The 22,243-nt window shown below is 47.8% G+C and carries 17 protein-coding genes; 1 reads left to right on the forward strand and 16 read right to left on the reverse strand.

Translation table 11 applies throughout. The features are described from left to right. Nucleotides 1-235 precede the first annotated feature (235 nt). The 13 genes from DESDI_RS15680 to DESDI_RS15740 form a co-directional block, all read right to left on the reverse strand. Entirely contained in the window at nucleotides 236-1,279 is a 1,044-nt protein-coding gene (locus DESDI_RS15680) for a Gfo/Idh/MocA family protein (protein ID WP_015263589.1), read from the reverse strand. Nucleotides 1,280-1,374: 95 nt separating this feature from the next. Beyond that, nucleotides 1,375-2,730, reverse strand: coding sequence for a nucleotide sugar dehydrogenase (locus DESDI_RS15685; protein ID WP_015263590.1), 1,356 nt, complete (start codon nucleotides 2,728-2,730; stop codon nucleotides 1,375-1,377). 14 nt (nucleotides 2,731-2,744) lie between these two features. Further along, nucleotides 2,745-4,607 carry a nucleoside-diphosphate sugar epimerase/dehydratase gene (locus tag DESDI_RS15690; protein WP_172635915.1) on the reverse strand — a complete coding sequence of 621 codons (1,863 nt, stop codon included), beginning with the start codon at nucleotides 4,605-4,607 and terminating at the stop codon, nucleotides 2,745-2,747. Nucleotides 4,608-4,802: 195 nt separating this feature from the next. Further along, complete coding sequence (locus DESDI_RS15695; RefSeq protein ID WP_015263592.1) at nucleotides 4,803-6,560, reverse strand: cell wall-binding repeat-containing protein; 1,758 nt, start codon at nucleotides 6,558-6,560, stop codon at nucleotides 4,803-4,805. A 202-nt stretch (nucleotides 6,561-6,762) separates the two neighbouring features. After that, the gene (locus tag DESDI_RS15700; RefSeq protein ID WP_015263593.1) at nucleotides 6,763-7,515 is read right to left on the reverse strand and encodes a hypothetical protein; all 753 of its coding nucleotides are present in this window, start codon (nucleotides 7,513-7,515) and stop codon (nucleotides 6,763-6,765) included. A 115-nt stretch (nucleotides 7,516-7,630) separates the two neighbouring features. Beyond that, a complete protein-coding gene (locus DESDI_RS15705; protein WP_015263594.1) occupies nucleotides 7,631-8,296 on the reverse strand; it encodes an SdpI family protein in 666 nt (221 codons plus the stop codon). Between the two features lie 68 nt (nucleotides 8,297-8,364). After that, complete coding sequence (locus tag DESDI_RS15710) at nucleotides 8,365-8,706, reverse strand: autorepressor SdpR family transcription factor (protein WP_015263595.1); 342 nt, start codon at nucleotides 8,704-8,706, stop codon at nucleotides 8,365-8,367. A gap of 638 nt (nucleotides 8,707-9,344) precedes the next feature. Next, entirely contained in the window at nucleotides 9,345-10,070 is a 726-nt protein-coding gene (locus DESDI_RS15715; RefSeq protein ID WP_015263596.1) for a hypothetical protein, read from the reverse strand. A gap of 245 nt (nucleotides 10,071-10,315) precedes the next feature. After that, entirely contained in the window at nucleotides 10,316-11,185 is an 870-nt protein-coding gene (gene galU, locus DESDI_RS15720; RefSeq protein ID WP_015263597.1) for a UTP--glucose-1-phosphate uridylyltransferase GalU, read from the reverse strand. Nucleotides 11,186-11,381: 196 nt separating this feature from the next. After that, complete coding sequence (gene clpP / locus DESDI_RS15725; protein WP_015263598.1) at nucleotides 11,382-11,990, reverse strand: ATP-dependent Clp endopeptidase proteolytic subunit ClpP; 609 nt, start codon at nucleotides 11,988-11,990, stop codon at nucleotides 11,382-11,384. Nucleotides 11,991-12,120: 130 nt separating this feature from the next. Then, complete coding sequence (locus DESDI_RS15730; protein WP_015263599.1) at nucleotides 12,121-12,978, reverse strand: sugar diacid recognition domain-containing protein; 858 nt, start codon at nucleotides 12,976-12,978, stop codon at nucleotides 12,121-12,123. 244 nt (nucleotides 12,979-13,222) lie between these two features. After that, nucleotides 13,223-14,506: a (Fe-S)-binding protein gene (locus tag DESDI_RS15735; protein WP_015263600.1), complete on the reverse strand. Its 1,284-nt coding sequence runs from the start codon at nucleotides 14,504-14,506 to the stop codon at nucleotides 13,223-13,225. A gap of 1 nt (nucleotide 14,507) precedes the next feature. Next, nucleotides 14,508-15,896 (reverse strand): FAD-linked oxidase C-terminal domain-containing protein, encoded by a 1,389-nt coding sequence (locus DESDI_RS15740; RefSeq protein ID WP_015263601.1) that lies wholly within the window; start codon nucleotides 15,894-15,896, stop codon nucleotides 14,508-14,510. A gap of 343 nt (nucleotides 15,897-16,239) precedes the next feature. Between DESDI_RS15740 and DESDI_RS15745 the strand changes: the two genes are divergently transcribed. Next, entirely contained in the window at nucleotides 16,240-16,962 is a 723-nt protein-coding gene (locus tag DESDI_RS15745; protein ID WP_015263602.1) for a FadR/GntR family transcriptional regulator, read from the forward strand. Nucleotides 16,963-17,099: 137 nt separating this feature from the next. Here DESDI_RS15745 and DESDI_RS15750 read toward each other — a convergent pair whose 3' ends face one another. The 3 genes from DESDI_RS15750 to DESDI_RS15760 all read right to left on the reverse strand — a co-directional run bounded on the left by DESDI_RS15750 (nucleotide 17,100) and on the right by DESDI_RS15760 (nucleotide 22,062). Then, the gene (locus tag DESDI_RS15750; RefSeq protein ID WP_015263603.1) at nucleotides 17,100-20,237 is read right to left on the reverse strand and encodes an efflux RND transporter permease subunit; all 3,138 of its coding nucleotides are present in this window, start codon (nucleotides 20,235-20,237) and stop codon (nucleotides 17,100-17,102) included. Further along, nucleotides 20,234-21,373, reverse strand: a complete 1,140-nt coding sequence (locus DESDI_RS15755; RefSeq protein ID WP_041219547.1) for an efflux RND transporter periplasmic adaptor subunit — start codon at nucleotides 21,371-21,373, stop codon at nucleotides 20,234-20,236. Before DESDI_RS15755 ends, DESDI_RS15750 begins: the two co-directional genes overlap by 4 nt. Nucleotides 21,374-21,486: 113 nt before the next feature. Continuing rightward, complete coding sequence (locus tag DESDI_RS15760; RefSeq protein WP_015263605.1) at nucleotides 21,487-22,062, reverse strand: TetR/AcrR family transcriptional regulator; 576 nt, start codon at nucleotides 22,060-22,062, stop codon at nucleotides 21,487-21,489. Nucleotides 22,063-22,243 lie beyond the last annotated feature (181 nt).

Here is a 22,243-nt window from a genome sequence, read left to right on the forward strand (position 1 = left end):
CAAAAACAACTCATTAAGACCTGTAAGAGTAGCTTCTCGCACAGAAGCGAACGATTTTAGCGGAAGGGCGGTCGGGCAAATGATGCTTCAACGGCATAGGATTGCCACCGGTTCACATCAGGTATTACCCTGAGGTTTGGCAAATCCTGCGGTTGAAGCGAGTTCGCCAGCCCCGTAGCTACTGAGTGAGTGTTGTGCGAGAAGCTACACGACCCGAGCTAAAGGCTGTTAAGAGCTACTCCTCGACCGGAAACACCACCGGCTCCTTCGTCTCTTGACATTTATATATGGCTAAAATAATCTCCAGAGCCTTGCGCCCCTCTTCTCCAGGAATGGCCGGAGTGCGATCCTCATGGATAGAGTCAATCATATCCTTGATTACTTCCCGATGGCCAAAGCCATAGACATTGGGGGGATCATTTTCCTGACCGGCGAAAATCTTCTTTTTCTCCTCTTCGTTGTCGGAGAACTCCCAAGCCTCAACACGGTTCACGGCGATTCCGCCGATGATGACTGAGCCGGTCTCCCCGAAGACGTTCAGAGTTTCTTCGATGTTTTTGGGATATATGGTAGAAGCCGCTTCGATCACACCGAGGGCTCCGCTCTTAAACTTGATAACTGCGACTCCCACATCCTCCATCTCGATCTTGCGCAGAGCTGTGCGGGTATAGCCGAAGACCGATTCAACAGGCCCAAAGGTCCATTGGAGTAGGTCAATATTGTGGATGGACTGATTCATCAGAACTCCGCCATCTTGAAGCTTGGTACCCCGCCAAGGGGCCTGAGAATAGTAGGCATCATTGCGGTTCCAGCGCACGCTGGCTTGTCCGTGGGTGAGTTTGCCAAAGCGGCCCTCTTCTAGGGCTTGGCGCATGAGCTTAATGGATTTATTGTAACGGTTTTGGTGGATTACCGAGAGCTTGACGCCTGCTTCGTGACAGGTACGAATGAGCTCATCGGCACTGGCTAAGGTCATAGCCATGGGTTTTTCGACCATGACGTGTTTACCGGCTTTCGCACAGATGATGCCGATAGGAGCATGAAGATCTGATTCCGTGGCGATGGTCACCACATCAATCTCTTCCTTTTCAAGCATTTCTTCATAAAAGAGATAGGGTTTCGCTCCGTATTTATCTGCAAAGGCTTGGGCCTTCTCCGGAACAATATCACAAACGGCTACGAGCTCTGCTTCTTCAAGAGCTAAGATTGACTCCGCATGTTTGGGGGCGATGCGTCCACAGCCGATGATGGCAAAGCGCATCTTCTTTTGCTTATCCATGATTCCACTCCTTGCTATTTGAAAACTGGGGACAGGTCCCTGTTTTCAAAAAATGAAAACTGGGACCTGTCCCCTTGATTCACTTGGGGACCTGACTATAGTTTAACGATTTTCTCGCGGTTGGTTTCGACATTTTTGGTGGCGTTACGGGTATCGACGACGAGGTTAGCTTTGTCGACGATGCGGTCGTAATCGATGCTGCTGTGGTCGGTAAGGATGAGGACGCAATCAGCAGCTGCTAGGGCCTCGTCAGTGAGCTCGATGCTATCTAAATGCATGGTGGAGCCGCCATGGGGTTCGATGACCGGAATATAGGGGTCATGGTAACTGATATTGGCACCGTTCTTACGAAGGAGCTCCATGATTTTGAGAGCTGGCGATTCACGAACATCGTCGATATCCTTTTTATAAGCTACACCAAGGATCAGAACCTTGGCATCCTTTAGGCTCTTATTCTCGCCGTTGAGGGCACGGATCACTTTATTGATGACATGATAGGAAACTTCCACATTGATCTCTCCCGCTAGCTCGATGAAGCGGGTATGGAAGTCGTATTCACGGGCTTTCCAGGTCAGATAGAAGGGATCAATGGGGATGCAGTGACCGCCGACCCCGGGACCGGGCCAGAAGGTTTGGATGCCGAAGGGTTTGGTTCCAGCGGCTTCCACCACTTCCCAAATATCGATGCCCATGCGATCGCAAAGGAGCATCAGTTCATTCACTAAGGCAATATTGACGGCCCGATAGGTATTTTCAAAGACCTTAGTCAACTCTGCCGCCGCAGGGCTGGAGACGGGCACTACATTGACAATCGTTTGGTTATAGAAGGTATAGGCCACTTCCAGACACACCGGGGTCATGCCTCCCACAACCTTGGAGGTATTGTTGGTGGTAAAGCGTTTGTTACCTGGGTCAACCCGTTCCGGTGAAAAGGCTAAGAAAAAGTCCTTGCCTACCTTCAGCCCGCTTGCTTCCAGCATGGGTAAAATCACTTCTTCAGTGGTTCCTGGGTAGGTGGTGCTTTCTAGAGTGACCAACTGCCCTGGCTTCAAATATTTAGCGATTTGTTCGGAGCTGGCTCGAATATAGGAAATGTCCGGATCCCGAGTAACGGTCAGGGGGGTCGGCACGCAGATGACAACCACATCACACTCGGTCAGTCTGGCATAATCTGTGGTAGCCGTAATCTTACCCTTTTGGGTTAAGGCTTGGAGTTCTTCATCCTTAACGTCCCCGATATAATTGTCACCGGCATTGACTTTGGCTACCCGAGCAGCGTTAATATCGAAGCCGATAACCGGAAAGCCTACTTTACCCTTCTCGACTGCTAAGGGGAGTCCCACATAACCAAGACCGATGACACCAACCGTTGCTGTATGGTCGAGGATTTTTTTCTTAAGGCTTTGTGCTAAAACATCTTCGCTGGTAATGACTTCTTTCATACGTAACATGGAATATTTCCCCCTTATTGATTGGCAACTGCTTTGGAAGCTTGCTTTCTAAATGTAGGCACCACGGATTGTAACTGAGCGATAACTTCTTCCCGTGTAAGGTAAGAGCCGCGTTCCCGGATAAGGTGAATGAGCTCCTCCAGCTGCGAAACATTAATGTTGTTGGGTTTGGCTACAAAAATCCGTTTATGTTTCGTCGCGGAAGTTCCTTCTTCAGCGGTTAGGAGTTCTTCATAGAGCTTCTCACCGGGACGCATCCCGGTAAACTTGATTTTAATATCCACATCGGGCTCAAATCCCGAGAGGCTAATGAGATCGCGGGCCAAATCCAAAATCTTCACGGGCTGACCCATGTCGAGAATGAAAATCTCGCCCCCTTCAGCCATGGAGCCGGCTTGGATGACCAACTGGGAGGCCTCGGGTATGGTCATAAAGAAACGCACCATGTCGGGGTGGGTCACGGTGACCGGACCCCCTTTGGCGATCTGTCGTTTAAAGGTGGGGATGACACTGCCGCGACTGCCTAGCACATTGCCAAAGCGTACCGCTACAAACTTGGTCTCGGAACGCTTGTCCATGCTTTGAATAACCATCTCGGCCACCCGTTTGGTGGTTCCCATGATACTGGTGGGGTTGACGGCCTTATCGGTGGAAATCAGGACGAAGGTCTTAACCTTCGCTTCATCCGCGGCTTCTGTAAGGTTGCTGGTACCCATCACATTGTTCTTTAAAGCTTCTTCCGGGTTCTTTTCCATCAACGGGACATGTTTATGGGCTGCCGCATGAAATACCACCCCGGGCTTGTAACGTTGGAAGACAATATGGACCTTATCGCGGTCCTTAACATCCAAAATCTCAGTGGCCACATCAAGAGTGGGGTTATCAACGCGAAGCTCTTGTTCAATATCAAAGACGCTATTCTCACCATGCCCGACCACTACTAGCTTGGCGGGGTTAAAGCGGGCGACTTGGCGACAAAGCTCAGAGCCGATGGAGCCGCCACCGCCGGTGATAAGGACCACCTCTCCAGTCAGATAGCCGGCGACATCTTCAAGATTCACACTAACGGGTTCACGACCCAATAAGTCTTCGACCTGAACTTCACGGATCTCGTTGGTATCTAATTGACCGCTAACCATATCGAAAACTCCGGGCATAATTTTGAGATCCACCCCGGTCTTTTCACAGATGCCCACGATTTCCCGGATAACCTCTCCGGAGGCCGAAGGCATAGCAATAATAATCTTATCAATATTATGGTTCTTGACCACTCGAGGAATGTCCTTGCGAGTCCCTAAGACAGGGATCCCCATAAGCTGTAGTCTTTGCTTTCTGACAGCATCGTCGATATAGCCCACCGGACGACCTTCCCGATAGTTCTTGTTTTTTAACTCCCGGGCGGCCATGACACCAGCGTCCCCGGCACCGATAATCAGGACTTGGTTCTGGGAACCGGGCACATGTTGGGTAAAGATATTATCTTGGAAAATTCTCCAGATGAACCGGGATCCTCCGATTAAAAAGAGGGTGGTAAACCAGAGTAGCGCCGATACAGAGTGGGGAAAACGCAAGGGTGCAAGGAAATACACCAGGGCCACTGTTCCGGCCGTTCCCACCGTCACTGCAAAGATAATCGATACGAGCTCGCCGATACTGGCATATTGCCAGAGCTTGTTGTATAAGCCAAAGATATAGAACACCGCCAAGTAGACCAGGGTGGCCGTCCAGGCGGAATGGGTCAGGGTCAAGAGATACTCTTCCGGTATCTTGCCATTGCCCTCAAAGCCAAAACGAATATAAAAGCTTAAAAACGCTGCGAGATTCACCAACACAGCGTCAATAGCCATATGTAACAGAGTCCTTCTACGCCATATCATGGTAAAGTTATCCCTTCCTTAGTCTCTCAGGGAGATGGGTAAAATCCCTTTATTTGTTTATTTGCAGATATTTGCACCGTTCTTCAGTTTACTATAATTTCTGCCATTTTACAACCAGATATACTTGCCGAGCATGAAGCTACAAGTATGGATGCGTGATATTTTTTATGAAGCTTCTTCCTGGATCACTCTTCTTTAAGTCCCCAAAAGCACCTTTAATTCCTGGACCCTTTCACTTGATATTGCTCCGTTCCCCCCAAAAATATACTGCTTGGCTTCGGGATTGTAGGGATGTTGGGCAATCGTCTCCTTGAGTCTTGGGTAGGCTTCGATGGGGCCTTGAGGAATGAGGATGACCTTCGAATTGAGGCGAACAGCCAGAGCGGCTCCGGTTAAGGCATCGGGGAAATCCTGCCCGGTAGCAAAGGCTAAGCCCTGACCTTCCCCGGCAAAGGCTGCTGCCACAGCGGCCATGGTATCGTACCTTGATGCACCGGATAAGCGCTCAATCACCGGGCCGGCTAGCTTGAGCTGTTCTTGGAGATCGGTAGCAACTGCCGGTGCAATGACTCCTTCACCGCCGATGAGATAGATTTTTTTGGGATTTAAAGCTTTTAAGGCTGTCCACGTTTCCTGAGGCAGCGCTCCCGACTCCGTCAAAAGAATCGGCATCTGCTTGATACCGGCAATAGAGGCAATGCTCAGAGCATCGGGGAAGTTGAGACCTGTAACAATGGCTACAGCCTCTTCAGAGTGGTTTGGGTCGGTCAGTATATCTCGAGAAAGCCCTGCGGTCTCTAGGGCGATGGCCGCTGCTGTCTCATAGCGATTCAATCCGTTGATCCGTTGTAATCCTTCGCCACTCCAGCCTAAGCTCTCCAGCTTCGCTGCCACTTGGGGACCGAGGGCCCCTTCTCCTCCTAGCAAAAGAACTCGATCAGGGTTTAAAATCTTCAAGGCCTGTTCCACTTCACTATTCAAGGCTTCGCCGGAGGTGAGGAGAATGGGTGCATCGTAACGCGCCGCCAAGGGCACCCCGGCCAAGGCATCGGGGAAACGATCGGCGCGAGCCAGGATCACAGTCTCCGCTCCAGTCGGCCAGCCTTCCAGGGCTTGCTGCACAGCAGTTTCAAGGCGTAGAAATTCAATGGTTTGAGGTTCTTGGGGAGGGTTTAGGTCCGGCACTCCTCCCCGGCTCGGTGGGTATACGGGGACTGTCGGTATCTCAGGGCTTACCACCACCGCCAAATCTCCGTAATGAATGGGTTCGGGGGTTGCCCAAGCAACGGTTTTAAGAGGGAGCCCCGTTGCTGGTAAGGACTCTGCAGGAATCCGGGTGATTCCAACCGGCTCAATATACTGGGCCAAAAAACCCTCAGGATGTGCGATAAGATTGAAGACCTTCTCCTGATAAGTCAGGGTTGAAGGGTCGCAGACATTGGGGTTGTTTTTATCGGTCCAGACGTTATAGGCCCAGAGAGCAAAATACCAGTTCTCCAGTTTATTGCGATCTCCATCCCCAATGGTCGGGGTGAATCCCCATTTTTCATTAAGTAGATCGGCACCCCTGCGAATGTTAAAGCCGATATCGGTTTTGAGCTTCTCGATAGTTTCCAGATCATTATCGTTATAGGTAGCCACCTGCATGATTCCGATAGCGGGATGGACCGGTCTGGACACAATAGCCTCTCCCAGCTTATCAAATTGACGCCATGAGCTTTCCTTAAAGGCAATGGCCTTCAGAATAGCGCTGGGGATTCCTTTTTCCTTGGCGACCTCTTCAAGCAATTGGTTAATCTCATCATACGATGGATTCACAAAGGTATTCGCTGCAACTTGGGTACTGCTCCCTTGATAGGTAGGAGCAGCCTGAAGCAAGGCGGGTTGTCCAAGGGTGGAGGTTGTTAACAAGGCACAAACCATTACACACGATAAAGCATGACGACGGATCACGTTATCTCCTCCTAATTCGTGTCGATTCGTACTTATTTCAACATATTCCCCTGTGTTTCCTTCCTTAAAGACCCCGATATAGAGAATAAATAAAATAAAAAATCACCCTCCCTAATCGGGAAGGTGCCACAGATATGAAAATCATCGATAATGTTAAAAAGGACATCCGTAGATGTCCTAATGGGTTCCTTCTATGCTTTAATTAGGGAAGCATTGTTTCTCCGGCCGTTAACCAACGGTCATTATTCTTGACCATATTGACGCGAACCTTGACTTGGTGTTCTGTGTTTCCACCCATAGCTACTTGGTTGCCGATATCATAGTCCTTGGCAATATAACTATAGTAAGCGGTAAGAGTAGCCGAGGTCGCCGTGGCTGCCTCGATAGTGACACTGTCAAAACGGATATCGCTCACTTCGATTCCCACCCCTTGCGCAATAAATCGCTCCGCTTGGCGGGCATGTTTTTCGAAAAGTTCGCCAGTGTAGGCCTCACTGATTTGGGCACGGAAGCTTACCATATCGGTGGATTTCCATGCTTCGAACAAGCTGGCCAGATTGAGTTTATAATCAGAAATAATGAGTTCTGCTAATTCAGTGGGTATATTCTTGGGAGTACTCGTCGTGTTGGGGGTGTTGGGGGTGTTGGGGGTGTTGGGGTCATGGGTATCAACAACCTCCGTTGGATCAAGATTCTCTAGTTCAGGATCAGCTGACAACATCCCGCCCGTCGCTACCGGGTCGTTGGGATCGAGTGGATACCCTGTATCGCCTGGCGCCATCACCCCTAGCTCTGAAGGATTGATGAGGTCGGCGGGTTCAAGATCTTTATTCTCCCAGAAAGCAAGTCGTGGATTGCCATCAGCCGGTGTCGTCGCCAGTGCGTAGCCCACGATCCCGATCACTAAACCGACCCCAAGTGCTATTGAGCCAATCAATACATACATCTTACGCATAAATAAAATCTCCTTTTCCTGGATTCTACTCATAGCTTGACCAGGGAAAAGAGATTTTAGACACAAGCCCCTAATTTTTTTCTTGAACCTGACCCCTTGCTTCACTTGATTGTTGCTATCCTACTATTTTTCTGTGGACTATATAGGAATAGGCCATGGGTACGATTGCTATGAGAGCCATAACGATTCCAAAGAGGGTGGCCGTCCAGCTTGGCGGCGCAAATCCTGTCAGACACATGATGATTCCGCCCACAATCCAGATGGGTCCAGCAAAACGATGGGTTTTTAACCAGACTTCTTCATTGGCTAAGGTCCAAGGGGTCCGAATGCCAAAGGTATAGTTGTACTTGATCTTCCCGAAATAATTCCCCATAAGGATGAAGAGGACGCCAATGCCGGAGAAATACCACCGGGGTAAGGTTTCGAGGTAACCCAGAGCTATAGCGATGGTTCCCCAGTACATGAAGGATAGGAACACGACCAAGGTTAGACCGACAATCCAAAAGACTCGGCCCATCTGTTGGTAATTAGCCCGTTTCGGATCAATCTTGGGGAGTGCCCAGAACAGAAGATAAACTCCCAAGATCAGCAGCGGAAAGAGATAGGCTCCCCAAAAAGCGTTTGTATATCCATCCACCTGCCCTTGGATGTTCCAATGGGAGGGGACTTGATCCGGCAACTTGGGGTGGGCCCATACACCGACAATGATATTTATGAGCACAAAAAGGCCGGATAGGATTTTTGCAATTCTACCGCCTCTGTTTTGATTGATATTTTCCACAGGTTTTCCTCCTCTGTATAATAGGGTAGGTTACTATCTTAACGAGTTCTTTTTAATTCTTAGCCTGATTATTTGCTTTTATTCGTCTTTGGTGGTGCTTCCTCAGAATCTTCCTCAGCTTGATGAAAATCCAGCTCATCGGGCTGCTTCCCAGTAAATTCTAAAAACCAGCCCATAATCCCCTCAAATACGGAGGTATTCAAGGTATAGACGATCGTTTGTCCTTGCCTACGATCACTGATAAGATCCGCTTGCTTCAACATATTCAAATGATGAGATATGCTGGGCTTGGTCATGTCAAAGTGATCGGCTATTTCTCCTGCGTTCAAATCTCTGGCATGCAAAAGCTTGAGAATCTGACGTCGCGTCTTATCCGAGAGTGCCTTAAACGTCTCATTGAGTGGAGACATGGAATCCCCCCTTTATTTAGTCTAGTTAGATGTTTAGATAATTATCTAATACTCTAATATTAGTTTACCTTATCTTTGGTTATTCGTCAACCAAAAGACGCTACTTCACGCATGGCTGAAAAGCGAATACACAAAAAAAGATCTGACCCCGCTGGTCAGATCTTTTTCATTAAAGCGCGCATTTATCATAGCTTCACCTGAAGCGAATCTACTTCACCGCTTCAACCTCTCTGTCATTTTGAGACTCTCGGCTTTAAGCGCTTAAAGCCGCCCTCACCCGACTCCATCGATTTTTCGCACACGTTTTTTCGCCTGTTCTTCACGCCGGCTGGTGCGTAGGCCGTTACTTTTAGAATAGGCTCAGTATCAATTTAATCAGAATTAATCTGAGCGCCGTAACCCGTATAGGGTTCCCTTCATACGTTTCCCGTACTTCTCAAGCAATATTCAGTTGTCAGTCGTCCCCTTAAATTGATCTCTATCTCATGCATAATTGCTCTCCAGTGAATCGAACGGTCCTCTGCCCGTCACGGTGTTGCATTCAAACCTTCGTGGAAACTCAGCCGCGTTTGCTATCCTAATCCTTGCTTTAACTATAGTGCATCTCGTTCCTGTAGCTGTTATAAAAGCTGAATACTCTACCGTTTCGTAGCAAATGGGGTGGCCCCGTAAATCTTCGCACTTTGATCATCACGCAAGAGATGAGCGTCCAAATCATGAAGCTCCTGATGGAATTGCTCGATGCGGACTTTGTCTTTCGCATTAAACGCATCAGCGCCACGATTCAATAAGGCACTCACGTATTCTTTAAATTGTGCCGCTTGATTCGGTTCGTTCTTTAGTCGTTGATCCCACAGTGATTTGTGGAAAACGATGTAGCGTTTAATGTCATCTTCGTTCATCTGCGGACCGGAATTCGGTCCGTATAAATATCCATCCACATATTGATGGATATTCCAAGCCGCACCAAACACAAGATTTTGGGCATCTTGACTCAAACCATTCTCGCTAAAAAAGCCGGCGACAGATGGGGCTAAATTGATGTCCTTTGTATCGGGCTCTTTATATTTCTGTGGCCCTGAGACATCTCCCTGTGGAGTGGCATTAATTCCCGGTGGATCAGTCACAGTGACTGCAGGGCTTACCCCAGAGGTTTCCCCGGGTGGACTCTCAGTTGTACTGGGATCCTGAGGGTTCGCGCCTTCAACAGGTGGTGTCTGAATAACGACAGAGTCTCTTTCAGGCGCTGCCTTATTCATAAAGACCTTCCAGGCACTCGGTCCATAGATCCCGCCGACAACCACCGCACCGGCCAATACGAGGGTTCCCGCCAGAGATAGGACCTTCTTTTTGTCGAACTCCATGAATCTCCCTCCTTTATCAAGTAATCAATAGCTCTCTAATATATTACCAATTTTTAGGAGGAAAACCTGTCGCTTTTCCTGCATGTCTCTACCCTTTTTCCGCCCTCAGCTTGTCCGATCTGTCAGGAGTTTACTCTTTGATACAAACATTCGCGAAATAATAACAGCAAACCCCAGATGAAAAATAAAAAGACAGGCACCCGTTCTCTAATGAAAACAGGGACCTGTCCCCTTGCTTCACTTCTTTACTTGATAAGCTGTTTCAGGTAGTGCATGAGGGGTTCGGAGAGATCCTCCCGACGGAGGGCATATTCGATGGTGGCTTGAACGAAGCCTAGCTTGTCTCCCACATCGTAGCGCTGGCCATCGAATTGATAGGCAAGAATCTCTTGGGATTTCGCCAGTTCCTTTAGTCCATCGGTCAGTTGAATTTCTCCCCCCTTGCCGGGAGCGACGTTCTCGAGGATGTCAAAAATCTCGGGGTTAAGGATGTAGCGGCCCATAATGGCTAGGCGGGAGCTCGGGGCATCTTCAGGGCGGGGTTTTTCCACCAAATCCAGGGCCCGATAAAGACTCTCGTCAAAAGGAACGGCGTCAACAATCCCGTACTTTGAGGTATCTTCAAGGGGGACTTGCTGTACTCCTACAATGCTGGCACCATGTCGTTCGTAAACTTGGATCATTTGTTTCAGACAGGGCACTTCCGAATGGATGATATCATCACCTAGGAGCACCGCGAAGGGTTCATCCCCGATGAATTTCCTCGCACTGTAGATTGCATGACCTAGACCCAAGGCTTCTTTTTGACGCACATAGTAGATATCCACCAGTTGCGCGATATCTTGGACCATGCCTAAGAGCTCGTTTTTATCGCTCTTTTGCAAAAAGGTCTCTAGCTCAATAGAACGGTCGAAATGATCCTCAATGGCCCTCTTATTGCGTCCGGTGACGATAATAATATCTTCGATTCCTGAATTAACAGCTTCTTCAACGATGTATTGAATAGTTGGTTTATCCACGATAGGCAGCATCTCTTTGGGTTGAGCCTTCGTTGCTGGCAAAAAACGTGTGCCTAACCCTGCTGCCGGAATGATGGCCTTCTTGATTCTTCGCATACTCAATCCCCTCTAATCCTTCCTAAGACGAAGCTCTCTAAATAGATAAGGTTATGTATAGTATAACTATATTATAATGCCTTGTATATCTTTTCCAGTCGTTCCTTAGCGAATACCCTATTCCCTATAGTCGTCGGATAAAGATAGGGACCGGTTTCTTTGACGACTTCCTCGTTCAAAACCAGTCCCCAATTCCTTATTTTTTTGCTTGTAGCGGTTTTTCCAAGACTTCATCGATAAGACCGTAGGTCTTCGCTTCTTCAGCGGTCATGTAGCGATCACGGTCTGTATCCGCTTCAATCTGTTCGAACGCTTGGCCCGTACGTTCAGCCAAAATGCGATTCATCCGTTCTTTGATACGGAGTAAATGCTTGGCATGAATTTCGATTTCGGTAGCTTGACCGGAAATGCCCCCGCCACCAATCAATGGCTGATGGATGAGTATTTCTGCATTGGGAAGTGCTGTCCGTTTTCCTTTTGCTCCGGCTGTTAAGAGGAAGGCTCCCATACTGGCTGCCAATCCGACGCAGATGGTATGCACATCCGGACGAATGTATTGCATGGTATCATAAATAGCCATGCCGGCTGAGATGGATCCACCGGGACTATTAATGTATAAGAAAATATCCTTTTCCGGATCTTCAGCTTCTAAGAACAGCAGTTGAGCGACAATCACATTGGCCACATCGTCGCTGACCGGTCCACCCAAAAAGATAATCCGATCCTTAAGCAGCCGGGAATAAATATCGTAGGAACGCTCTCCACGATTGGTTTGTTCAATAACCATAGGTACCAAATAGCTCATTATGAATCCCCCTTGTATTCTTTATCCGATTTTTTTGTCTCAGTCTATCCTGTCCTGATATTCTTATTTTAGTATAAAGGTCAAATAAGGTCAAATAAAAAATACCGACAAATTATTAATCATAATGAGTTTATAGAGCATCGGCTAACTGTGTCAATTGCTGCCCCACCTTTTTAACTCCTTCGACCATTTCCGAAATGTCTTGAGTATGTTTGGCTTGCTCGAGGTTGATTTTGCCGCTCTCGGTCACGCCCTCGGTGACTGACTCGATGGTATCTTGGAAGTTCTGAAGAAGCATCTGGATATCATTAGCTGAACGGTTGCTGTCTTCGGCCAGCTTGCGGACCTCTCCCGCTACGACTTGGAAGCCTCGTCCGTGTTCTCCCGCTCGGGAAGCTTCAATGGCCGCATTCAAGCCGAGAAGGTTCGTCTGCTTGGATACGCGGCGGATAAATTCCAGAATCTCTTCCGTTGCTTTAACCTGTTCATATCCCTGCTGAGCTTTCGTGGAGACAGATTGGCTGATGGAGGCCACTTCCTGTGAAGAAGCGACCATTTCCTCAATAGCTGTCGCAGCTTGACCCAAGGCAGCGGTCAGACTATGGACTTGATCGCGAAGGGTTTGTTTGACTTCATCTTCTCTGAGGGTCTTAATGACCATTCCTGCAGCGACCTTAGCGATGGGTGTAACAATGGCTAAGGGGCCGGCAATACCGAAACTACCTATCTTCTCTCTATTCACCTTGATGGCAAGGCTGTAGCCTTCCTTCATGGTTCCCCCGGATTTCTCAGCATCTTCGGCAGTAATGACAGCTACCTCTTGGTTGCTCGTAAGAATTCTTTGACTTCCGCTATGAGCCACACCAAGTCGTGTCTTCGCCGAATCACCAATAATCCGCGCTGATTTATCACAGACAATACTATGATACCCACATTGCTCATAAATAAAGTCAACAATTTCATTAGCGATAACCGCTGTTAAATCCATGTCTTCACTCCTTCATAGTATTACCAGTATGTAAAATAAAACTACAACCAGCTCATAAAATCATAATTGCTTTATTTCTACAAGAATAAGAGTTTTTCCTCTTAATTAGCAATACTTTGTTATTTTATGGGGGTAGGTGTGTAATTCACATAAATGGAGCAGTGCAAACTTGCGTTTGCACTGCTCTTTCTTCGCTCAGGATTGCTTAGCCATTTCCTTGTTTGCACATGTTATGGTTAGGTGCTTATCTTTTTCCTGCTTCATAGGATTCAGCGAGGATTTGCACGGTATGCATGACATTTTCAGTTATGCCTGCGTTCATGACGCCGCTGGTCAGCTGTAAGCGACACGCGGGACAACCGGTGACTACGGTATCGGCATGAGTTTGCGCAATATCCGCGGTTTTCTTTTCGCCGATCTGACCGGACAGATCCGGGTGCACCAAGTAGAAGGATCCGGCCATTCCACAGCAACGATCTGGTTTCTTCATTTCAATAAATTCAAGATCGGGAATGGATCTGAGGATATCACGGGGTTCTTTATTGATTCCTTGTCCACGGTTTAAGTGACAAGGATCGTGATAGGTTACTTTACGCTTCACAGGTCCCAGACCTTCTTTTTTGAAGGGTACCTTATGAATGAGGAATTCAGCGATATCATAGGTCCGTGCTGCCCATTTGTCGGCTAAGGCTTTCATTTCCGGCTCATCGTCGAAAAGCTGTGGGAAAGTGTGTTTCCAAGCTTCGCCGCAGGATGAACAGTTGGAGATGATGACGTCGGGATTCAGTTTCTCGAAAGCTCGCAGGTTGCGTCGCCCGCATTCCTTAGCTGACTCCACATCGCCATTGACGGCAGCAGGAGTTCCGCAACAGCCTTGATCCTTAGGAACGACGATTTCACAGTCGTTTTCTTTGAGGACTGCGACAACCGCTTTACCCATATCGGTATAGAAATAGTTGGTCATGCAGCCAATATAGTAACCTACCCTCATTTTGGGGTTTTCGACTTTAGTGACTTCAGGCAGTTCATCTTTTAAGGGACGAGGTGCCAGATTCGGCAAGATATTTTCTTTACCAAGACCGATATTGATGCGCAGACGCGCGCCTTTATCGCTGCCATGGACACGTTTCATAACTAGCCCTTGGAAGGTACTGCCAACTTTCATGCCAAAGTCAAAGAGTCGATAGGCTTTGATCGTGTTGAAAGCAATTTTCTTAATCGGATGTAAGCCCTTTTTACGAACAGCTTCGGCCCGAGCGGCCAAAATAATTTTGTCAAAACGGACTCCACAAGGACAAATCTTATTGCACGCCATACAGGTGGTACAGAGGGATAAACGATCAGCGATTCCTTCCGTGAGATCAACTTCGCCACTCATGACCATCTGAATCAAGCTGATTTTACCCCGGGCCACCGAGACTTCGCGGCGGTTTTCTTTATAGATAGGGCAAACCTCTTGACAGTTTCCGCATTTCATACATTTACTTAATTCGTCTTGGATGGAGTCAAGTGAACTGAATATACTCACCTTAGTCCCTCCTCACCATTTTGCCAGGGTTGATACGATAATCTGGGTCGCAGGCTTCTTTTATATCCCGGAGGAGTTTTACTCCAGCTTCCCCAAACTCTAATGGTAAAAATTTAGCTTTAGCCATGCCGATCCCGTGCTCTCCGGAGAGAGTACCACCGAAGGATACAGCCACTTGGAAGATTTCTTCGACTGCCTTTTCTACACGTTCCATTTCTTCCTTGTTATTTTCATCGGTTAAAATGGTGGGATGCAGATTACCATCCCCTGCGTGTCCGAAGGTTCCGATGAGCAAGTCGTATTTGTCAGCGATACGACGAATCTCCTTGATCATATGCGGAATCTTACTGCGGGGTACGGTAGCATCTTCTAATACGGTGGTGGGTCGGCGTTGGGCAAGTGCCGGGAGGGCCTGACGACGAGCAAACCAAATCTTATCCCGTTCTTCGTCGGTCTTAGCGATATTGACTTCTATAGCACCCTGCTCTTTAAGAATCTTCTCTACTAGGGCAGCTTCACGCTCCACTGCTTCTATATAACCATCCACTTCACAGAGCAGAATCGCTTCAGCATCGACGGGAAGCCCGGCATGGGTGAAGTTTTCCACGGTGCGAATGGTGATATTGTCCATAATTTCTAGGGTTGCCGGAATAACCTTGTTGCGAATAATCGCTGAGATCGCATTACCGGCTTTATCGATATCATCGAATACTCCGAGGAGGGCTTTTCTGGATTCCGGTACGGGGTTTAGTTTAACAAGGATCTCTGTAATAATACCTAGGGTGCCTTCCGCACCTGTGAATAAGGCGGTCAGATCATATCCGGTCACATTCTTCACAGTTTTGCCGCCCCATTTAATGATATCTCCGTTGGCACGGACTAGCTTCATACCCATGACATAGTGTTTCGTCACACCGTACTTCAGTCCACGTAAGCCGCCGGAGGACTCGGAAACTGAGCCACCCATGGTTGCAGTGTTCACTGTACCTGGATCGGGAGGATAAAATAGACCATGCTCCATAGCGGCATTGTTCAAATCAGCGATAATGACACCGGGTTGTACCGATGCTGTGAGGTTCTCATCATCTACTTCTAAGATTTTGTTCATATGCAACATGGACATGACGATGCCCTTTTCGATGGGGATAGTCCCACCGCTGAGATTTGTGGCTGACCCACGAGGATAAACAGGCAGATTGTATTTCGCAGAGATCTTCATAACTTCAGAGACCTGCTCGGTGGTCTGGGGGGTGATGAATACATCCGGAGTTTGACGGGGCATTGCTGCAGTCGCGTCGTAGGAGTATGTCAAAAGTTCTTCATGTTCCGTGATGACATGTTCTTTTCCCAAAACCTGGATGAGTTCATTCAAAGCTTCCGCTTTTAACATAGCATTAAATCCTCCTTAAAAATGACCTTAGTGGTCTGACCATCCTATGATAGGTTAAGTACTTACTGTAGTTTATTCGCTCTAATTAGATAGATTCCTACTTTGCGAAAAAAAGAACTTTTTGGATTAGCGAAAACTTTCAGATTTTCGGATTTTATTTAGTTCGCGTTTTCACTAGTTACTTCTTCACCTTTTGTGGTATACTTTTAAAATAAGTAAGAATTATACAAAAGATAGAGGACTCTGCGGAAACATGATCACGATTACGGAAGCGAATACGCAGGTTATGACTTTATGCACTCTGATGACACGACGCACTCTTTTGAATTTGTGAGGTAGAAAGATGGATATTCGACCCATTAAGAGTAAACGCACCACGGAAATCATTTTAGAGCAGATTAAGGGCCTAATTGTGAAGGGGGAACTCTGTGCCGGTGATCGCCTTCTTACCGAGAACGAGCTTGCTGAGCGCTTCGAAGTCTCGCGCACCTCAGTACGCGAAGCATTAGCTGCTCTTAGCTTAACCGGTATTCTAGAGATTCGCCAAGGCGGGGGCATTTTTGTGAAAGCTAATGCTTCCAACGCCATTATTGAACCCCTGACTTTTATTCTCCTTTTGGAAAAAGATAAACTGCAGAATATTCTCGAGGTTCGTAAGGCTTTAGAGGTGGAAGCTGCCGGTTTAGCGGCTCAGCGCCGCAAGGAAGAGGACCTAGCTATTCTCAAAGAACTCATCGAACAGATGGAGGCGGACCTGCCTGAAGCCAAAAATAGTGAAGCACTTGATCTCAAATTCCATCTGACCTTAGCCAAGGCCACCGATAATCCCCTTCTCGATCGAATGATGAATACTGTACAGGAGATTATGGGGCAGACGTTGCAAGTGACTCGTGCTCTGTGGATGTCGGCTACAGCGGGAACTACCGCTCGTCTCTTAGAGGATCACCGCAGTATCTATGAGACGATTCGTGATCAGAATGCTGATCTGGCTCGCCGCTTGACCTATGAGCATCTGCGGAAGGTTGAGATGGAGTTTAGTAAGTATAAGGATGAGGATGAGGAATAACAGAATAAATGAAAGTAAAGATAACGGTTTTGAAGACCGTTAGTGTAGGCCCTTTTCGCGAATGAATAATGGGAATGAAAAAAGGGGGCAGGTACCGATTCTCAGATGAATCAAGGTACCTGTCCCCTTTTTTACTTTTATGCTTGAACTTCAGTCGGCATAGAGGGTACGCCTTTCGCTTTGCGTTTGCCTTTGCGTTTTAAGAAGTTTTTGAAGTCGTCGTTCATGGTGTAGATTACTGGCACGAGAATGAGTGTTGAGACAGTGGATAGGGTTAGACCAAAGACTACCACAACGGCCATGGGTGCCATGGTCTCTGAGCCCTCTCCCATGCCTAGGGCCATAGGTATCAGGCCTAGAGCTGTGGTCAATGAGGTCATGATGATGGGACGCAAACGAACAGGACCGGCGTTTTCAATGGCTTCTTCGCGAGTATCGCCCATCTCTAGGCGTTTGTTGATATAGTCCACTAGAACGATGGCATTACTGACCACGATACCCGTCAAAAGAATGAGCCCGATAAAGGCTGGAACGCTGATTGAGCTACCGGTAATAAAGAGTCCGAGCATTCCTCCTGAGAAGCCCATGGGTAGGGAGAAAATAATCGTAAAGGGATGGATCAAGGACTCAAACTGGGCGGCCAGAATCATGTAGACGAGGACAATAGCCAGGACTAGAGCCATAGCTAAATCTGCGAAGGATTGCATCATCTCTTCGTTTTCTCCGCCCATTTCATAGACATAGCCATTGGGAAGTTGGTAGCCATCCAGCTTAGTTTGAATAGCGCTGGTGATACCAGCCAAATCGCTACCTACAATATCACTGGTGACTCGCACGACACGAGCTTGGTCTTCCCGTTCAATAGCCGTGGGTCCGCGTTCGATGCTGACTTCAGCAATCTGGCTTAAGGGTACGCTAATACCCAGAGGGGTTGTAATAGGCGTTTGCTCTAAGTTGGCAATGGACTGTTTGAAGGTCTCATCGCCTGAGATGACGACGTTAATTTCTTTTCCTTCGTAGCGATATTGGGTAGCCGTAGTTCCCGAGAGGGTCCCTTTTAGTCCGTTGGCGATTTGATACGCTGTAAGACCATACTTGGAGGCTCTTTCTCTGTCAATGGCGACTTGAACCTCGGGAATCCCTTCGCCCATACTGGTCTTGACTTCCCGGGTGCCTTCCACAGAAGCTACCATGGCTTGAATATCTGTGGCAACCACTTCCAGTTGGTCAAGCTCATCTCCTTTGATAGCGATACTAATAGGAGAGGACGTTCCCATGGACATCATATCAGTAATGGCGACATCGATCTCGGCACCGGGAATATCCTTCGTCAAGGCCCGCAGCTCCTCAGCTACATCCGTGACGCTGCGATTTCGTTCGGCAAGGGGAATCAACTGAATCATGACCGATCCCGAATTTCCGGAAGCACTTCCGAAGGTATTGAGACCGCCTGAGCCGACTTGGGTGAAGGCCGTTTGAACCTCGCTGATTCCTTCCAATTGCTTTTCAACTTCGGCAATGACGGCATCCGTATCTTCTAGTTGAGCTCCATCCGGCAGCTTAACATTGACCGTAAGCTGTCCGGCGTCGGAAGCGGGCATAAATTCCGCTCCGACGAAAAAGGTCGTTGCCCCGGAGAGGATAAAAATCAAAACCGATCCGATGACAATGGTTTTACGATGGCCGAGTGCATAATGTAAGAAGCGTCGATAGCTTTTTTCCACTCTGCTGAATCCGTTGTCAAAGCCTCTGCCAAATCGATCAAAGAGCCCTTTGAGACCGGTGCGGCCTTCCGGGATTTCGCCGACTTTCATAATCTTGGCGGATAAAGCGGGGACCAAGGTTAAGGAAACGAGTAGGGACGCTCCTAAGGAAACACCTACGGTGAGTGCTAAATCCCGGAAGAGAGTTGCGGTTAATCCTTCTACAAAGACGATGGGCAAGAATACCGCGACTGTAGTGAGCGTCGAGGCGGTAATGGCCATGCCGACTTCCGAGACCCCTTTAATGGCAGCTTCAACTTTCGAGTGCCCCGCTTGTCGGTAGCGGTAAATGTTCTCTAGGGCCACGATATTATCATCGACTAGACGCCCCATGGCCAAACTCAGGCCACCTAAGGTCATCATGTTAATGGTGACATCCAAGAAGTAAAGACAAGCAAAGGTTGCCATGACGGCAATCGGAATGGCGGTTGCGGTAATAAAGGTGGTACGTAGATTATGGAAAAAGATAAAGAGGATGACGATAGCTAAAAGGCCGCCAAGAAGTGCTTCACGAGACACGGTATCGATAGTTTGTTGGATATACACCGATTCATCGTATACTACATCCAGGGACAGGTCTGGGTATTCGCCCTTTAATTCATTAATGGCCTGAGCAATATCCTCAGCCACCGCGACGGTGTTCGTTCCTGATTGCTTTTGAACGGAAATGCTAACGCTTTGTACCCCATTGGTGCGAGAAACTCCAGCCAATTCGGTATGTCCGAGTTCGACATCAGCAATATCCTTCAAGCGAACCTGTCCTCCTGTGTTCAGGGGGATGAGGAGATTTTCAATCTCTTCTAGAGATTGGAATTCTCCCGTGGTACGAATGGTAAGATCCTGATTTCCTTTTTGGACTTCCCCTGCTGGAGAGTTGAGGTTCTCCGCCCCAAGGACACCGGCCAAGGCGCTGATGCTGAGCCCATAGCCCTGCATTTTCTCTTGGTGGGTTGAAATTTTTATTTCATTTTCATAACCGCCACTGATCGAGACGGAGGCAACCCCCTTAACCCGTTCAATACGCGGTTTGACGTCATCTTCAGCCAAGGCTTGCAGCTGCGCTAAATCTGCACTCTCGGAGGTCATGGTGAGCTGCATGATAGGCATCATGGAGATGTCAAGTTTCAGAACCATGGGGGAGCTGGCCCCTTCCGGCAAGGCAAACTTGATCATATCAATCTTTTCGCGCATCTGCAGAGTGGCAAAGTTCATATCGGTGCCCGTTTTAAAATTAACCATAATGATGGAGGACCCTTGCGTAGTGGTAGAGGTTACCGAGTCAATATTTTCCACGGAGGAGACGACACCTTCAATGGGATTGGTAATCAGCTTTTCAATTTCTTGAGGACCAACTCCCGAATAATCCGTCATGACAATGGCCATAGGTAGCTCAAACTCCGGGAAAAGGTCAATAGGAAGACGTGACAAGGAAACGGTCCCTAAGAGAATCACGATTAGAACCGTCATAATAATGGTGACAGGGCGCTTGACGGAGGTTTCCGCTAGTTTCAAGATTCATTACCCCCTACCACCTTGACTTTACTTCCGTGCTCAACCAAGGTTTGCCCTTTAATAATGACTTGTTCTCCAACTTGCAGTCCTTCGAGGATCTCCACCTCAGCTCCCGTATCCAGACCGGGGGTCACTTTTTTAGCGACAGCACGCTCTTCTTCAACCACAAAGACAACAGATTCGCCGTTTTTCAAAACCACTGCTTCACTTTGGAGAGCGAGGACATTCACTTTGGTCTCGATGGGAATCTCAACTTTGGCGAACATGCCCGGCTTGACCAGGTTGGCGGGGTTGTCAATAGTCACTTCGACCGGGTAAAGATTTGTCTGGGGATTTGCGGCGGGTGCAAGGCTGGTCAAGGTTCCTTTGAGCTCTTTTTCCCCTGCTGAATTAATGATGATGTTAGATACTTGCCCAACTTTGAGGTTATTGACGATATTCTCAGGTACGCTCAAGGATACGTAAAGGGCATCCATCTGGGTGATGGTCACGGCGGCCATAGCTTGCGAAGCCATTTGTCCGACAACCACATTGATCGCCGAGATGGTGCCAGCCACTGGTGCAGTCACCGTCATATCGTTGATGGCCTTTTGAGCTTGAGCTAAACCGTTCTTGGCTTGTTCCATCTGGACCTCTACTAATGCTAAGGAATTTTCCGCGGCAGCTGCTTGGCTTTCTACGCCTTCCATCTGGACCTTGGAAATAGCACCTGCTTCGAAGAGAGCCTTCTGACGTTCCAAATTCGCTTTGGCGGTGTCTGCAGAATCCTTCGTCATTGCATAATTGATCTCGGCACTGCGCACCCCAATGGATGCTGAATCTACAGATGCTTGCAAGTCACTGGTATCCATTGCGAAAAGCGCTTGCCCAGCTTGAACTTGGTCTCCAACTTTGACACTGATGCTTGACACTTCACCTGGCATTTTAGGGATAAGGGATACTTCTTGGTCGGAGGTCACTTTACCGCTGAACACGGCACTCTCTACCAAGGTTTTCGATGCTGCAGATTGGATTTCAACAGGTACATAGGATTCCTCTTCCGCCACTGTAGCGGACGCTTGGGGGCTACACCCCGCACTCGTTAGGTTTAAACCAAGTACTAGTACATAAGATAATACGCGAAACCTTAGCTTCATATAGTTATAATCCTCCATTTGGGCTAAGCCCTATTAGTTTTAGTTTTAGTTTTACTTTTACTTTTAGTTGTAGTTTTAGTTTTAATGTGATCTTATGAGTGTTGATTTTAGGTCTACTGTTTAAGCCCTGCAATCATCAATTGGGCAATTCCAGCATGATTGATTTCCTCAGGAGTTAAGTTATCTCCGAAGAGTTTTTTCACGGAGTATTGATTCAAGCCACCAATAATTATGGCTGTAATCATCTCTGGATCGAGGTCTGAGCGAATCTCTTGGGATAGCATGGCCTTGCCAACTTCTTCCTCGATGGTCGCGAAAAAAGCATTCCAATCCTTCTTGATCTGTTCCTTGGTTTCTTCCGGAAAGGATTGATGGGCCACGGGCGCATTGAAGAGTAAGGCATGAGATGCGATAAAATGTGCATTATGTGCGGATAGATTGCGAATTTTCTCTTCGAGGTTTTTTCCATCTGCCAAAGTGTCCGCTAATCCATCTTGAAATAGCTTAGTGCAACTATGGACCATCTCTGTAAATAAAGTATTCTTGCTCTCAAAATACTCATAAATCGTGCCTTTGCCGACTCCTGCTCCTTTTGCTATATCCTCCATCTTAGCCCCTTCAAAGCCCATCTCCGAGATGACTTTAAGGGCAGCCTTGAGGATTTCTAACCTTTTTTCTTCTTTTGCCACTTAGGGGATCCTCCATTTTCGAGTCTTAATAGTTAATAATGTTTACTGAGTCCTACTATCCATTGGCGTGTGTTTACTCCTTAAACATCTTCCTCCTCATAGTCGTGCCTTTGTGTGAGCTATGTAATTTCGCACATGAATTAATCATATAAGTTGTCAGTTTTTTCAGAACCGACCGTTC

The sequence above is a fragment of the Desulfitobacterium dichloroeliminans LMG P-21439 genome (assembly GCF_000243135.2).
Taxonomy (GTDB): Bacteria; Bacillota; Desulfitobacteriia; order Desulfitobacteriales; family Desulfitobacteriaceae; genus Desulfitobacterium; species Desulfitobacterium dichloroeliminans.